Here is a 13,703-nt window from a genome sequence, read left to right on the forward strand (position 1 = left end):
TTGTGCGGTTTTCGGGCCATTTCGTCGCTGAATCGAACGTCTGGCTGCTTTCATAGCTCAAGGCGCATTTGTGACCAAATGGTCATTTCCTGTTGACCGCCCCCTGGCGTCGTGTCAGGATTTTGAGACCAGATGGTTACAAATCTGGCATCCCGGCTGATGAGCCGATGGATATCGAGGAAACGGCAGTGAAGGCGAGGGCTTTCAGCTATTTTCGTGCGGCGACGATCGACCAGGCGCTCGACGCACATGCGCGCGCCGGCGACGATGCGCGTTTCATTGCCGGCGGCCAGAGCCTGGTGCCGGCCCTGTCGCTACGGCTGCAGGCGCCGCGGCTTCTGATCGACATTACCCACATCGACGCGCTGCGCGGCGTCAGGCGCGAAGGCAGCTATCTGCGCATCGGTGCGCTGACGCGCCATTGCGAGATGTTGAGCGAGTCGCTGATCGCCGAATTTGCGCCGCTGCTGCACGCCGCGGCGCCCTACGTCGCCCATCCCGCGATCCGCAACCGCGGCACGCTTGGCGGCAGCGTCGCGCTGGCCGATCCGGCTTCCGAATTTCCCGCGATGATTCTGGCGCTGGATGCCGAGATCGAGATCGCGGGCCCTGCAGGCCACCGGCGTGTCAAGGCCGACGACTTCTTCATCGACCTGTTTGAGACCGCGTTGCAGCCCGGCGAATTGATCACCGCGATCCATGTCCCGCTGTTCAGGGCGGACCAGCGCTTTGCGTTCGACGAACTGGCGCGGCGGCGCGGCGACTATGCGCTGGTCGGATGCGGCATACTCGCGACTTGCGCCGGAGATCGCATCGACGATATCCGCATCTCCTTCTTCTCGGTCGGCAATACGCCGACGCGGGTGAAGGGGACCGAGGCAACCCTGATCGGCGCCAGCCTTGATTCGATTCGTATCGCCGCCGCGCAGGCCGTGCTCGAAGGCGATCTCGCGCCGCCCGACAGCGATGAAGTGCCGTCCGCGATGCGGCTGCATCTCGCACGCGTGCTGCTCGGTCGCCTGCTCGGGCGTCTTGGTGAGGGCGCATGAGCGGCTTTGACGAAACTCTTCTGGATGATGTGGACAAGACTGTGCGGGTCCGCTTCATCGTCAATGGCCGCAAGGTCGCGTGCGAGGTCGCGCCACGGGAGACGCTGGTCGATTGCCTGCGCAACGCGCTCGAACTGACGGGTACGCATGCCGGCTGCGAGATGGGCGCCTGCGGCGCCTGTCTGGTGCAGCTCGACGGCCGGGCCGTGCACGCCTGCCTGATGTTCGCGGTTCAGGCCGACGGCGCGAAGATCGACACGATCGAGGGCCTTACCGAGAGCGGGGCGGTCGCCGATCTCCAGGCCGAATTCCATCGCCGTAACGCCCTGCAATGCGGCTTCTGCACGCCGGGCATGCTGGTCAACGCCCATGAGCTGCTGTCGCAAATCGTGCGGCCGAGCCGCGAAGAGATCCGCGACGCGCTGTCGGGCAATTACTGCCGCTGCACCGGCTATGAGGCAATCATCGACGCCATCGATGCCGTCGCCAGGGCACGCAGCGAAGAGGGAGGCGCTACATGAGTGCGCCGCTGACCTCGCTCGATCGGCCGAATTCTTACATCGGCCGCTCCGTGCCGCGGCCCAACGCGAAGCGGCTCCTCGCCGGGCGCGGGCGCTATATCAGCGACCTCCGGCTGCCGCGCATGCTGTATGCCGCCTTCCTGCGCAGCCCCTATGCGCATGCGAAGATCGTTGCCATCAACACCGAGCAGGCGCGCGCGCTCGAAGGTGTGCATCTCGTCGCCGTGGGCGCTGATCTCGCAAAGATCTGCACACCCTGGATCGGCACGCTCGATCATTTCAAGGGGATGACCTCGGCACCGCAATTGCCGCTGCCGCTGGATCGCGTGGTCTGGGCCGGGCAGGCGGTGGTCGCCGTCGTCGCCGAGAGTCGGGCGATCGCGGAAGACGCTCTGGAATTGGTTGAGGTTGGCTACGAGGAGTTGCCTCTCGTTGTCAACATTGATGGCGCACGAGAGCCTGGCGGACCGCTGATCAATCCCGATAGCGTCAACAATGTCTGCTTCCGCAGCCAGCTGGACAGCGGCGCGGTCGACGAGGCCTTTGCGCATGCGGCCCATGTGGTGGAGGAGGAGCTCTCCTTTGGCCGCCATACCGCGGTGACGCTGGAGCCGCGCGCGATCGTCGCTGATTATGATCCCGCCGCCGGCGCGCTCACGGTGCATCACGCCACACAGACGCCTTATCAGTTCCAGGACCTCTATTCGCGCCACTATGGCATCCCGGAAGCCCGCGTTCGCGTCATCGCGACCGATATCGGCGGCTCCTTCGGGATGAAGCTGCATGTCTATCACGAGGACATGGCGGTGGTCGGCCTCTCGATCTTGCTCGGCCGTCCCGTCAAATACGTCGCCGACCGCATCGAGTCCTTCGTCTCCGACATTCACGCGCGTGACCATCGCGTCCATGCCCGCATGGCGATCGATGCCAAGGGGGAGATCCTGGCGATGGACGTCGTGGACCTGACCGCGATCGGCGCGTTCTCGAGCTATCCGCGCACCAGTGTGGTCGAGGGCAACCAGGTGATCCGCCTGATGGGCGCGCCCTATCGCTTCAAGAACTATCGCGCCGCGCTTGAGGTGATCTTCCAGAACAAGGTCCAGACCAGCCAGTACCGCGCGGTCGGACATCCCATCGCCTGCGCCGTCACCGAGCGGCTGGTCGACATGGCAGCGGCGAAACTAGGCCTCGATCCCTTCGCGATCCGTGCGCGGAACGTGATCGCCGACGACGCCTATCCGCAGACCTCGCCGACTGGCTACCGCTTCGAGGCGCTGTCGCATCAGGCCTGCCTGAAGCGCCTGCACGAGATGATGGACTATGACACGCTGCGTGCCGAACAGGCGGAGTTGCGCAAGCGCGGGGTCCACCGTGGCATCGGCATCGCGGCCTTTGTCGAGATCACCAATCCGAGCCCGGCGTTCTACGGCGTCGGCGGCGCGCGCATCTCCTCGCAGGACGGCGCGATCCTCAGCCTGACGCCGTCGGGCGAGGTGCGCTGCCTGATCTCGGTCACCGAGCAGGGGCAGGGCACCGAGGCCATCATCAGCCAGATCGTGGCCGACCAGCTCGGCCTCGCGCAGGAGCGCGTCAAGGTCATCACGGGGGATACCGAGGTGACGCCGCATGGCGGCGCGACCTGGGCCTGCCGCGGTGCCGGCATCGGCGGCGAGACTGCGCTGCAGGCCACGCGCGCGCTCAAGCGCAACATTCTGGAGATCGCCGCGCTGATCCTCCAGGAGCAGCCGTCGTCGCTCGACATCATCGACGGCGAAGTCGTCGATGCGGTGACGCGGAACCAGCGCATGCCGATCTCCGAGATCGCGCGTATCGCCTATTTCCGCTCCGATACGCTGCCGCCTGGCACGCAGGCGCAGCTCACCGTCAGCCATCACTTCGCCCCGCAGGGCTATCCCTTCGCCTTCACCAATGGCATCCAGGGCTGCGCGCTGGAGGTCGATGTCGAGACCGGCTTCATCAAGGTGCTGAAGCATTTCATCGTCGAAGATTGCGGCCGCGTCATCAATCCGATGCTGGTGGACGAGCAGCTGCGCGGCGGCATCGTGCAGGGGCTGGGCGCGGCGCTGTTCGAGGAGTGCCGCTACAGCGAGACCGGCCAGCTCGTGAACGGCTCGCTGGCCGACTACCTCGTGCCGATGCCGATGGAAATGCCCGACATCGTCATCGGCCATGTCGAGACGCCGACCGCAGACACTGAGCTCGGCGCCAAGGGGGTTGGCGAGGCCGGCACGGCGGCTGCGTCCGCCTGTGTGCTCAACGCCGTCAACGACGCGCTCGTGCCGCTCGATGCGACGATCAATTCGATTCCGATCACGCCGACAAAAGTCCTGAAAGCCCTGAAGCGTTTCTAGAAAAAAACAGTTGGAGGAAATCATGCCCAAATCCGGTTCGACTTCGAAGATCACCCGCCGCACCGCGCTCGCCGGCTTGTCGGCCGGCGCGGCCCTGCTCGCCATGCCTCGTCTCGGCCGTGCCGCTGACGAGACGATCCGAATCGGCTTTCCGACGCCGCTCACCGGCCCGTTCGCTGCTGAAGCGCGCGACCAGGTCAAATGCGCCGAGCTCGCCGTCAAGCTCGTCAATGACAAGGGCGGCGTCGGCGGCCGCAAGGTCGAGCTCTTGGTGCGGGACGACAAGCTCAACGCGGGCGAAGCTGCGACCCGTACCCTCGAGTTGATCGAGAAGGACAAGGTTCATGCCGTAGTCGGCGCGCTCTCCAGCGCCGTGCAGCTCGCGGTCAACGAAGTCACGCGCGCCCGCGGCGTGATCTACGTCTCGATCAGCCAGTCCGACACCATCAACGAGGCCAAGGATTTCAGCAAGTATACCTTCCACGAGGCGCTCAATCCGCACATGACGACCGCTGCCGTGGCGCGCCAAACCCTGAAGAAGGGCATGAAGGTCGCCCATCTCGTCGCCGACTATGCCTATGGGCATGAGATGCTGCGTGGCTTCAAGCGCGCGCAGACCGCGATCGGCGCCGATACCGTCGGCGAGATCCTGCATCCGTTCGGTGCGGCCGACTATTCCACCTTCATGCCGCGCCTGATGTCGTTGCGGCCTGATGTGCTCTGTATCTCCAATTTCGGCCGCGACCAGGCCAACGCGATCAAGCAGGCGGTGGATTTCGGCGTCAAGCAGCAGATGAAGATCGTGGTGCCTGTCATCCTGCACAACCAGCGCCTTGCGGTCGGCCCCGACGTGTTCGAGGGCGTCGTCGGCGGCTCCAACTATTTCTGGGGCCTGGAGACGCAGAGCAAGTCGGCTACCAGCTTCAACGCGGCGTTCAAGGCCGCCAATGGCGGCGCGATCCCGACCGACTACGGCGCCTATGGCTATTCCGGCGTCGGGTCGTTGCTGGCTGCGATGCAGGCCGCCGGTGGCACCGACACAGACAAGGTCGTCGATGCCCTGGAGAAGTTGCAGTACGATTTGACCAAGGGGCCTCAGCATTACCGCAAATGCGACCACCAGTCGGTGCAGTCGGTGCTGGTGCTGGAATCCAAGAAGAAGTCCGCCATGGCCAACGACAACGATCTGTTCGCGATCCTGGCCAATGACGCAGGTTCCGACGACATGCTGCGCAGCTGCAGCGAGCTCGGCCACGCGACCTGAAGCCTGTTACCATGGACCTGTCGCTGATCATCATGCAGCTTCTCTCCGGGATCGCGCTTGGCGCGGTCCTGGTGATCACTGCGCTTGGACTGACGATCGTGTTCGGCATGCTGGGGGTGGTCAATTTCGCCCATGGCGCGCTGTTCATGATCGGGGCCTATGCGGGGCTGTATCTGGCATCGCTCACCGGAAGCTTCTGGTGGGGGTTGCTGCTCGCGCCCATCTTGATCGGCGCCTTCGGCATGCTGATCGAGTTCGTCCTGATCCGCAGGCTCTATGGACGTTCGATCGACGATCCGTTGCTGCTCACCTTCGGACTTAGCTATATCCTGGTCGAGGGCGTGCGCATCGTGTTCGGCAGCGACGGCATTCCGTTTCCGACCCCGCCGCAGCTGGTCGGCGTGCTTGATCTCGGCATCGGCTTCTTCCCGCGCTACCGGTTGTTCGTCATCGCGCTGGTCGCCGTGGTGTTGCTGGTGCTCTGGCTCACGCTGGAGAAGACCCGCGTCGGCCTGATCGTGCGCGCCGGCGCTCGCGATCCCACCATCATGCAGGTGCTCGGTGTCGATATCGGCCGGGTCTGGCTTGCGATCTTCGGGCTGGGGGTCGGGCTGGCCGCGCTGGGCGGCGTGCTCGCGGGGCCCATGCGCAGCGTCAATCCGGAGATGGGCTCGCTGGTGCTGGCGGAGGCCTTCGTGGTGACCGTGATCGGCGGCCTCGGCTCGATCGTCGGCGCGGTCGTGGCCGGCCTGATGGTCGGCATTTCCATCAGCCTGGTCGCGCTGTTTGCCCCTGAAATGGCGACCATCGTGATGTTCGCGCTGATGGCGGTGGTGCTGCTGATCCGTCCGGAGGGCCTTTTCGGCGTGAGAGGGAGGACCGCGTGACGTCACCATCGAGCGGCGGAGCGGTCGCCAAACCGGCGTCCAGCGGGCTCGGCTGGCTGCTTGAGCAGCGCGTGCTGCTGTCGATTGCGGTGCTGGCCGTGCTGCCCTGGCTGCTGCCGTCGCAGGCGCTCGCCGTCAACGTCCTGATCTACGGTGTCGTGGTGATGGGCTACAATCTGCTGTTCGGCTACACCGGGCTGCTGTCGTTCGGCCAGGCGGCGTTCTTCGGCGCCGGCGCCTATTTCACCGGCATTGCGATCGGCCGCTACGGCATGCCCTGGTTTGCCGCGGTACCGATCGCCGTCCTCCTCAGCACATGCCTCGCCGCCGCGATCGGCATGGTCTCGACGCGCACCCGGGGCATCTATTTCTCCATGGTGACGCTGGCGCTGGCCCAGCTGGTCTATTACGTCGCGCTGCAGGCCTCCTCCTTCACCGGCGGCGAGAACGGCCTGCGCGGATTCACGGTCGACCGCATCAGTCTCTTCGGCTTTCAGGTCAACTTCCTCGACCCCGTCAACAAATACTACGTGCTGATGGCCTTCGCGGCGCTGGCGATGTGGTTCCAGTCCCGCATCCTGAATTCGCCGTTCGGCGCCGTGATCGAGGCCATCCGCGAGAACGAGCAGCGGGCGCGGGCCTGCGGCTATGACGTCGAGCGCAGCAAGCTGATCGTGTTCATGCTGTCGGGCGCGATCTCTTCGCTCGGCGGCTGCATGCTGGCGCTGCATCTGTCGATCGTGCCGCTGGACCTCTTGCACTACCAGACCTCCGGCATGATCGTGATGATGGTGTTGCTCGGTGGCGCGCGCAGCTTCTTCGGGCCCTTCGTAGGGGCGGCGAGCTTCCTGATCCTGGAGGACGTCATTTCGCTCTGGACGCCGCACTGGCAGATATTTGTCGGCGCGATCTTCGTCCTGTTCGTGCTGTTCCTGCCCAAGGGCATCTGGGGCACGCTGCTCGACGCCCTCGGCATCGGAAAGGCGCGGTCATGAGCAGCGAACTGCTTCGCGTCGAGGGGATCGGCAAGCGCTTTGGCGGATTCACAGCGCTCGAAGGCATCACGGTGTCCTTTGCCGCGGGGCAGCTCACTTCGATCATCGGGCCGAACGGCGCCGGCAAGAGCACGTTTTTCAACATCCTCTCCGGCGCGTTGACCCCAACATCAGGCAAGCTGCACTTCAGGGGACGCGAGCTGAGCGGCCTGCCGCAGCACCGTTTCGTGCATCAGGGCATCTCGCGGTCCTACCAGATCACCAACATCTTTCCGGACCTGTCCGTGCACGAGAATGTCCGCGTAGCGGCGCAGGCACTGACCGTGAGCTACGACATCTGGCGCAACCGCGCCCGGCTGACCGAGCTGAACGCGCGCGCCGATGCTGCGCTTGACGCCGTCGGGCTGCTCTCCAGGCGCGGCGAACTTGCAAAGTTCCTGTCGCACGGCCAGCAGCGCGCGCTGGAGATCGCGATCGCGTTGGTCTCCGAGCCCGAGCTGCTGTTGCTGGACGAGCCGACCGCGGGCATGGGGCCGGAAGAGACCAAGGACATGGTCGCGTTGCTCGAACGCCTGGCCGAGAAGCGCACCGTCCTCCTCGTCGAGCACAAGATGAAGATGGTGCTGGGCCTGTCCAAGCGCGTCGTGGTGCTGCACCACGGCCGGCTGCTGGCCGACGGCGCGCCCGACGAGATCAGGAGCAATCCGGAAGTCCGCCGGGTCTACCTCGGACAGAGTGAAGGCTATGGCTGAGACCGCGCTGCTCGAAATCAATGATCTTCACGCCTGGTATGGCCCGAGCCACATCCTCCACGGCATCTCCCTGCACGTGAATCCGGGCGAAGTGGTCGCTCTCGTCGGCCGCAACGGCGCCGGCAAGACGACGACCCTGCGGGCCATGATGGGTCTGATGCCGAAGGCCACGGGTCGCGTGCGCTTTGCTGGCAGGGAGCTGCTGTCGCTCCGCGCCCATCAGCGTTTTCATCTCGGTCTGGCCTACGTGCCGGAGGAGCGCCGCATCGTTCCCGGGCTCTCCGTGCGCGAGAACCTTCGTCTCGGCCTCGTCGCGGCCGGAAGCGATATCGAGGAGCGCGCCGCGATCGACGAGATTGCCGAGACCTTCCCACGCCTCAAGGAGCGCCTTGATCAGGAGGGCGTCACGCTGTCGGGAGGCGAGCAGCAGATGCTCGCGATCGCCCGCGCGCTGATCGCCAAGCCAAGAATGATCCTGCTCGACGAGCCCTCGGAAGGCATCATGCCTGTCCTGGTCGAGGAGATGGGCGTGCTGTTCCGCCGTCTGCGCGACGAAGGCAAGACGCTGTTGCTGGTCGAGCAGAACGTCGAATGGGCGCTGCGGCTCGCAGACCGTGCCGTGATCATCGATCAGGGCGAGGTGGTGCATGAGAGCAGCGCCGCCGCGCTGCTGGCCGACAAGGACATCCAGGAGCGTTACTGCGCGGTGTGAGTGGTCTCAAGCCACGACCTTGGCCCCGGCGTGGTCGAGCCGCTGCCGTTCGTTCGCGAGATAGTCGCCAATCGCGTCGCCCGGCATGGGCCTTGCGAAATAATAGCCCTGGATGAAGTCGCATCCGAGCCGGCGCAGGCTGTCGAGCTGGGCGCGGGTCTCGACGCCCTCGACGACGCAGGCAATCTCCATGTCGTCGCACAGGCCCGCGAGTGACTTGATGATCTTGTGGCTCACCGGATTTTCGTTGATGTCCGCGACGAAGCTGCGGTCGACCTTGATCTTGTCGAGCGGCAGCCGGTGCACGTGGCTCAGCGAGGAATAGCCCGTCCCGAAATCGTCCAGCGAAATGCCGCAGCCCATGGCCTTCAGTGTCGCGATCGATTGCTGCGCACGCGCGAAATCGAAGGTCACGGCGGTCTCGGTGATCTCGAAATCGATCCGGTGGGGCGGCACGCCGCTTTTCTCGATGATGGAGATCAACGGCAGGATGCCCTCGGCCGCGCAGACGTCGTGGGCGGAGAGATTGAACGACAGTCGGATGTCGTCGGGCCAGGTCCTGGCAGTCGCGAGCGCGCGCCCGAGCAACGCCTGCGTCAGTGGCCGGATCAAGCCGATGCGCTCGGCGGCCGGAATGAAGTCAGCCGGCGAGACCAGGCCGAGGCGGGAGCTGCGCCAGCGTGCCAGGACTTCGAAGCCGGCGGTATGCTCGCTCATGGCGTCCACGATCGGCTGAAACACGAGGTCCATCTCGGTGTTGAAATCAGCGGTCCGCAACAGAGTCTCGATGACGCCGCGGCTGCGGATCTCGGCTTCGAGCTCGCTCGAGAAGATCACGGTGCTGCCGCGCAGATGGCGCTTGGCGTGATAGAGCGAATAGTCGGCGCACTCATACAGCGCCTCTGCCGTCGTTGCCGATTGAGGAAACAGCGCGAAGCCGATCGAGCAGGACAGGCCGGTATGAGCAGTATCGAGCTGGTAAGGGAGCTTGACCTGGTCGCCGATGCGTTCGCCGAGCCGCGTCAGGTCCAAATCATCGGGGTCGCCGCACACGACGAGACCGAACTCGTCGCCGCCGAGCCGGGCGAACTCTACCCGCTGCGGACCAAAGCCCTCGCAGACCTCGCGGATACGACGGCTCGCCTCGATCAGGACGCGGTCGCCGACCGAGTGCCCGTAATTGTCGTTGATGGGCTTGAAGCCGTCGAGGTCGATGATCCCGACCGCGACGCGAACCTTTCTGCGCTCGGCGTCAGCGAAGGCGCTCGATAGCTCGGCGAAGAAACGGCGGCGGTTCGGCAGCTCGGTGAGCGAATCCAGATTGGCGAGGCGGAAGTTCTCGTCGGAGAGCGCCTGTGTCGCGGCCTGCTGTGCCAGCAGCGACTTGCGGCTGGCGACGAGGTCGGCGAAGTCGCGATAGTAGATGAACAGCACCGTCACCATCGCGCCAGACACGAGGAGGTTGTTGACCGCGATCGCCTTCAGCGTCGGCTCCCCCGTCGCCCAGAAGAACAGCACATAGGGCACGTCGACGACCAGGGTGACGATCAGCGCCGCCGAGCGCAGATGCATCAGCGAGAAGATGCAGCCGATCACGGTCACCGCCATGTAGAAGGCGACCTGGCTTTTGGCGAAGGGATCGCCATAAGGGTAGAGCGCGAACGACCATCCGGTGAAGCCGGCGGCGATCGGTAGCGTCATCCAGTTCGTGGAGCGCAGGTTGCGCAGGATGTCGGCATCGCTGCGCACGAGGTGGCGCTGGCGCAGCCACCAGAAAGTCCGAAGCGCGGCGAGCAAGGTCAGCACGGAGGGGACGATCATCGTCAGCCAGTCCGGCGCCACGTTCACATAGGTGTAGGCGACCGCGATCGTGTTGCTCATGAGGATGAAGTAGAGCAGCGGGATCTGCTTGGAGAAGGCGCTGAACTGCGCGCGCGTGAGGTCCGGGTTGTCGGCGGGAACGCGAAACAGCCGCACCGCGGCGGAAATGTGAGACTTCAAATCGACGACAGGCATTGCAATACGAGCCCCGGATCGCTTCAAACATGGGCGATCTTGCCTCGCGGGAGTAAAGGTCGCGTTAGGCGGGCTTCGCGGAAGGAGCCTGCGCAGGTTGCACGCTACCGCGGAATTTTCCGGCCGCGTGCATTGGTGAGGCCACGTTAAGGATATCCGGCGGCTGAGGCGTACGTCTCGGGCACCAGTTGCCCATAATCACCGCAGCTACGACCTGCTAACCATGCACGTGACGGAGCGGTGCAGCGTATTGCCGCGCGGCCATGGCTGACGGCCGTCGCGCCTATCGCTTCCCGTTCAGGGAGAGGCGACAGGCGGCGTTGCAGCAGAGAGAGTAAGACGGTCGCTATTTCTTCTCCAGCGCCGCTGTTTGCTTGGCGAGCTGCTTGTCGAAGTCCTCCGACAGGCTGGTCGCGTAGGTCGCGAGCTCGCCGGGCTTGACGAACGGGTTCGGTGCGCCGTCCTTCATTGCCGCGCGCTTGGCCTGCATGCCGTAGACATCGGGATGCGGTCCGAGCAGGACGTCGATCTTCATCGCCTTCACCTTGGCATAGGTCGCGCGGTAGTCGTCGACGATGCCGGCATGGGTTGGCTGGCCGACCAGCCGGTTCAGCGCCACCGTGCCGCTGCAGAAGAACAGCACCTGGCGGTCCTGGCCGCCGTCCTTGACGGTCATCTCCCAGCTCGTGCAGCCCGGCGAGTGACCGGGAGTGGCGTGCGCCGTCAGCGTGGTGTCGCCAAGCGTGACCTTGTCGCCTTCCTTCACGGTCCGATCGACCTTCACCGCGGGGAAGGCGAGATCCTCGTTCTTCTCGTCGCCGGGATAGTAGCCGCCTTCGAGCAGCGGCTTGTCGCGCTCGCCGGCCACGAGCTGCGCGCCAGTCTCTTTCTTGATCTCGGCGAAGCCGCCGGTGTGATCGAAATGCGCGTGCGAGTTGAGGATGATCTTGATGTCGGCGACCTTGAGGCCGAGCTTTGTGATGTTGTCCTTGATCATGCCGGTCGACTGCGGAAGCGCGGTATCCATCAGGATCAGCCCCTGCGAGGTCTTGATGACGTAGACGGCAATGCCATCGGTGCCGACATAGTAGATATTGTCGATGAGTTGGAATGGCTCGAACGGCGTAGTCCATTTCTTGGTGACCGCCGCGATGAAATCCTTGACCGTCTGCGCCTGCGCGCCGGTTGCGAAAAACGCCAGCGCACACAGCGCGGCCGTGAGCTTCTTCATAGGTTGCCTCCCGGAGTGTTCTTGTGATTCTGACCGCACGCGGCTTTCGCGCGGCGGCCGGTGCGCAAGCTACGTCGTGCACGGTGCGGCAGCAACGGCCTTGTGCCGTCAAATTTTCACGGCATGCGCGGAATAACGGTCGCCGTCCGGTTTGAGCATGGCGGCCATCGTGGTAGCGCGGCCCTTGTCGTTTGACCGCGTACGGGCATCCCGTCATACTTTGCGGCAAGACGGGCCAGAAAGACTCGTCATCACCGGGAGCTGAAATGACCAATTCATGGGCCGTCCTCGAGGGGACGCTGATTTGCCTCGTTTCCTGCACTTCGATAGCCTTGGCCCAGCCGGCCTGCGTCACCCAGAACATGGCCGTGCCGCCCGGCGCCAATACCACCGACAAGGCGGCACCGTTCTTCATCGACACGACAGGGCTTGATTTCAAGACGTCACCGCCGACGCGCGATCCTCTAAGCGCCAACTATCCGCGTGCGACTGAGTTGCCTGACGGAACGCTGCCGCCACCGGGGGCCGAAGGCAATTTCATCATCGGCCCGACCCACAACCCCGCGCCGGAGACCATCGCGAAGGAAGGCGTGGCGCGCGGCACGACGAAGTCGTTCACGCTCTCGTCGAAACAGAGCACGATCTACAATCCCGGCCTGATCCGCGACGACGTTGCCGGCTGCACCAATTCCTCGATCATGACCACTGTGACCGCGCCGGACGACAAGTCGCACATGGTCGTCACCACAAGCCATCCCGGAATCTGGTCGCGCACGATCGACGTCTACGTGCCGGCGCAATATGTGCGCGGGACCGAAGCGCCGTTCATCGTGGTCGGCGACGGCGGCTCCAACGCCTACAAGGACCTCGCCACCACGCTCGATAATCTCATCGCGCAGCGCCGTGTGCCGCCGATGATCGCGATCCAGATCGGCAATGGCGGGCAGGACGCGCAGGGCAGCCAGCGCGGCCGCGAATATGACGCGGTGTCAGGCGCCTACGCGCAGTTCGTCGAGCGCGAGGTGCTGCCGCTGGTCGAGGCGAACGCCGACGTCAAGCTGACCAAGGATCCCGACGGGCGAGCAACCATGGGGCTGAGCTCGAGCGGCGTGGCCGCCTTGACCATGGCGTGGTTCTATCCTGATCTCTATCACCGCGTGCTGGCCTTCTCGCCAACGATGGTCAACCAGCAATGGCCGCATGATCCGTCGCTGCGCGGCGGCGCCTGGGAATATCACAGCGCGTGGACGGGGCCGGCCGGACCCAATCTCATCTCGAAGGCCGGCGTGCTGACGCCGGCCGAGCCGCCCGGTGTGCCGCTGATCGCCGCAGCGCCGGTGAAACCGATCCGCTTCTGGTTCTTCGGCGGCGACCAGGACCTGTTCTATCCGAATCCCACCATCCCCGACGGCATGCACGACTGGACCTTGTCGAACGCACTGACGGCGAAGGTGCTGGCGGAGAAGGGCTACCACTACCAGTTCCTGTTCGTGCGGAACGCCAAGCACGTTGACCGGCCGACCATCGCGCAAACGCTGCCGTCGGCACTGGAGTGGGTCTGGAAGGGCTATCCGATTCCCCGACCGCGCAAGCGGCGCTGGACGCCTAACGCCCGATCGTCACGCCGGCGGTCGAGCGCATGGCATCCCGCAGGCTTCTCGCGTTCATGTCGTCGAGCACCTGCCGAGTCAGGACGGTGGTCTGGCCGGGCGTGTTGAGGATCGTCTCGCCGCGTGACGACGACAGTCGGTCAGCCTCATAGGGCGCAGCCGGATCGGTCACATAGGCGTGGTGCCGCTTGCTGGAGGCGGCAACAGCTCCCTGCGAGGCGCAGAGGGCGGTGATCGCGATCAATCGCAACAATCTTGCGGGCATGCGATCTCCCATGGTCAGGATATCAGCCC

12 protein-coding genes are annotated in these 13,703 nt (G+C 64.8%); 9 read left to right on the top strand and 3 right to left on the bottom strand.

Annotated elements, in window-relative coordinates; all coding sequences use genetic code 11:
- The first annotated feature begins 188 nt into the window (after positions 1-188).
- The 8 genes from WHZ77_RS09435 to WHZ77_RS09470 are packed head-to-tail and all read left to right on the top strand — an operon-like array spanning position 189 to position 8,552.
- On the top strand, positions 189-1,049 hold the full coding sequence (locus WHZ77_RS09435) for an FAD binding domain-containing protein (protein ID WP_375314691.1): 861 nt from the start codon (positions 189-191) through the stop codon (positions 1,047-1,049).
- A complete protein-coding gene (locus WHZ77_RS09440) occupies positions 1,046-1,570 on the top strand; it encodes a (2Fe-2S)-binding protein (protein WP_375313425.1) in 525 nt (174 codons plus the stop codon). Before WHZ77_RS09435 ends, WHZ77_RS09440 begins: the two co-directional genes overlap by 4 nt.
- Positions 1,567-3,942, top strand: a complete 2,376-nt coding sequence (locus tag WHZ77_RS09445; protein WP_375313426.1) for a xanthine dehydrogenase family protein molybdopterin-binding subunit — start codon at positions 1,567-1,569, stop codon at positions 3,940-3,942. Before WHZ77_RS09440 ends, WHZ77_RS09445 begins: the two co-directional genes overlap by 4 nt.
- A 22-nt stretch (positions 3,943-3,964) precedes the next feature.
- Positions 3,965-5,206: an ABC transporter substrate-binding protein gene (locus WHZ77_RS09450; protein ID WP_375313427.1), complete on the top strand. Its 1,242-nt coding sequence runs from the start codon at positions 3,965-3,967 to the stop codon at positions 5,204-5,206.
- An 11-nt stretch (positions 5,207-5,217) separates the two neighbouring features.
- Positions 5,218-6,093 (top strand): branched-chain amino acid ABC transporter permease, encoded by an 876-nt coding sequence (locus WHZ77_RS09455; protein WP_375313428.1) that lies wholly within the window; start codon positions 5,218-5,220, stop codon positions 6,091-6,093.
- Positions 6,090-7,088 carry a branched-chain amino acid ABC transporter permease gene (locus WHZ77_RS09460; protein WP_375313429.1) on the top strand — a complete coding sequence of 333 codons (999 nt, stop codon included), beginning with the start codon at positions 6,090-6,092 and terminating at the stop codon, positions 7,086-7,088. Before WHZ77_RS09455 ends, WHZ77_RS09460 begins: the two co-directional genes overlap by 4 nt.
- Positions 7,085-7,840 carry an ABC transporter ATP-binding protein gene (locus WHZ77_RS09465; protein WP_375313430.1) on the top strand — a complete coding sequence of 252 codons (756 nt, stop codon included), beginning with the start codon at positions 7,085-7,087 and terminating at the stop codon, positions 7,838-7,840. The genes WHZ77_RS09460 and WHZ77_RS09465 overlap by 4 nt, the downstream gene beginning before the upstream one ends.
- On the top strand, positions 7,833-8,552 hold the full coding sequence (locus WHZ77_RS09470) for an ABC transporter ATP-binding protein (protein WP_375313431.1): 720 nt from the start codon (positions 7,833-7,835) through the stop codon (positions 8,550-8,552). Before WHZ77_RS09465 ends, WHZ77_RS09470 begins: the two co-directional genes overlap by 8 nt.
- Before the next feature lie 6 nt (positions 8,553-8,558).
- On the opposite strand, the gene WHZ77_RS09475 is transcribed toward WHZ77_RS09470, so the two are convergent.
- On the bottom strand, positions 8,559-10,568 hold the full coding sequence (locus tag WHZ77_RS09475) for a putative bifunctional diguanylate cyclase/phosphodiesterase (RefSeq protein WP_375313432.1): 2,010 nt from the start codon (positions 10,566-10,568) through the stop codon (positions 8,559-8,561).
- A 346-nt stretch (positions 10,569-10,914) separates the two neighbouring features.
- Positions 10,915-11,799: a BJP family subclass B3 metallo-beta-lactamase gene (gene blaBJP, locus WHZ77_RS09480; RefSeq protein WP_375313433.1), complete on the bottom strand. Its 885-nt coding sequence runs from the start codon at positions 11,797-11,799 to the stop codon at positions 10,915-10,917.
- A gap of 266 nt (positions 11,800-12,065) precedes the next feature.
- Here blaBJP and WHZ77_RS09485 point away from each other — a divergent pair, with 266 nt between their 5' ends.
- Positions 12,066-13,517, top strand: a complete 1,452-nt coding sequence (locus WHZ77_RS09485; protein WP_375313434.1) for an alpha/beta hydrolase — start codon at positions 12,066-12,068, stop codon at positions 13,515-13,517.
- On the opposite strand, the gene WHZ77_RS09490 is transcribed toward WHZ77_RS09485, so the two are convergent.
- A complete protein-coding gene (locus tag WHZ77_RS09490) occupies positions 13,405-13,674 on the bottom strand; it encodes a TonB-dependent receptor plug domain-containing protein (protein ID WP_375313435.1) in 270 nt (89 codons plus the stop codon). The two genes, WHZ77_RS09485 and WHZ77_RS09490, sit on opposite strands and share 113 nt — an antisense overlap.
- Positions 13,675-13,703: the final 29 nt, after the last annotated feature.

Source organism: Bradyrhizobium sp. A5, assembly GCF_042076515.1.
Taxonomy (GTDB): Bacteria; Pseudomonadota; Alphaproteobacteria; order Rhizobiales; family Xanthobacteraceae; genus Bradyrhizobium; species Bradyrhizobium cosmicum.

What these genes read in the sequence shown, in the direction of transcription:
- WHZ77_RS09475 (WP_375313432.1), bottom strand. Translation starts at nt 10,568, where the DNA reads ATGCCTGTCGTCGATTTGAAGTCTCACATTTCCGCCGCGGTGCGGCTG.
- WHZ77_RS09440 (WP_375313425.1), top strand. Translation starts at nt 1,046, where the DNA reads ATGAGCGGCTTTGACGAAACTCTTCTGGATGATGTGGACAAGACTGTG.
- WHZ77_RS09455 (WP_375313428.1), top strand. Translation starts at nt 5,218, where the DNA reads ATGGACCTGTCGCTGATCATCATGCAGCTTCTCTCCGGGATCGCGCTT.
- WHZ77_RS09465 (WP_375313430.1), top strand. Translation starts at nt 7,085, where the DNA reads ATGAGCAGCGAACTGCTTCGCGTCGAGGGGATCGGCAAGCGCTTTGGC.
- WHZ77_RS09450 (WP_375313427.1), top strand. Translation starts at nt 3,965, where the DNA reads ATGCCCAAATCCGGTTCGACTTCGAAGATCACCCGCCGCACCGCGCTC.
- blaBJP (WP_375313433.1), bottom strand. Translation starts at nt 11,799, where the DNA reads ATGAAGAAGCTCACGGCCGCGCTGTGTGCGCTGGCGTTTTTCGCAACC.
- WHZ77_RS09445 (WP_375313426.1), top strand. Translation starts at nt 1,567, where the DNA reads ATGAGTGCGCCGCTGACCTCGCTCGATCGGCCGAATTCTTACATCGGC.
- WHZ77_RS09485 (WP_375313434.1), top strand. Translation starts at nt 12,066, where the DNA reads ATGACCAATTCATGGGCCGTCCTCGAGGGGACGCTGATTTGCCTCGTT.
- WHZ77_RS09470 (WP_375313431.1), top strand. Translation starts at nt 7,833, where the DNA reads ATGGCTGAGACCGCGCTGCTCGAAATCAATGATCTTCACGCCTGGTAT.
- WHZ77_RS09490 (WP_375313435.1), bottom strand. Translation starts at nt 13,674, where the DNA reads ATGCCCGCAAGATTGTTGCGATTGATCGCGATCACCGCCCTCTGCGCC.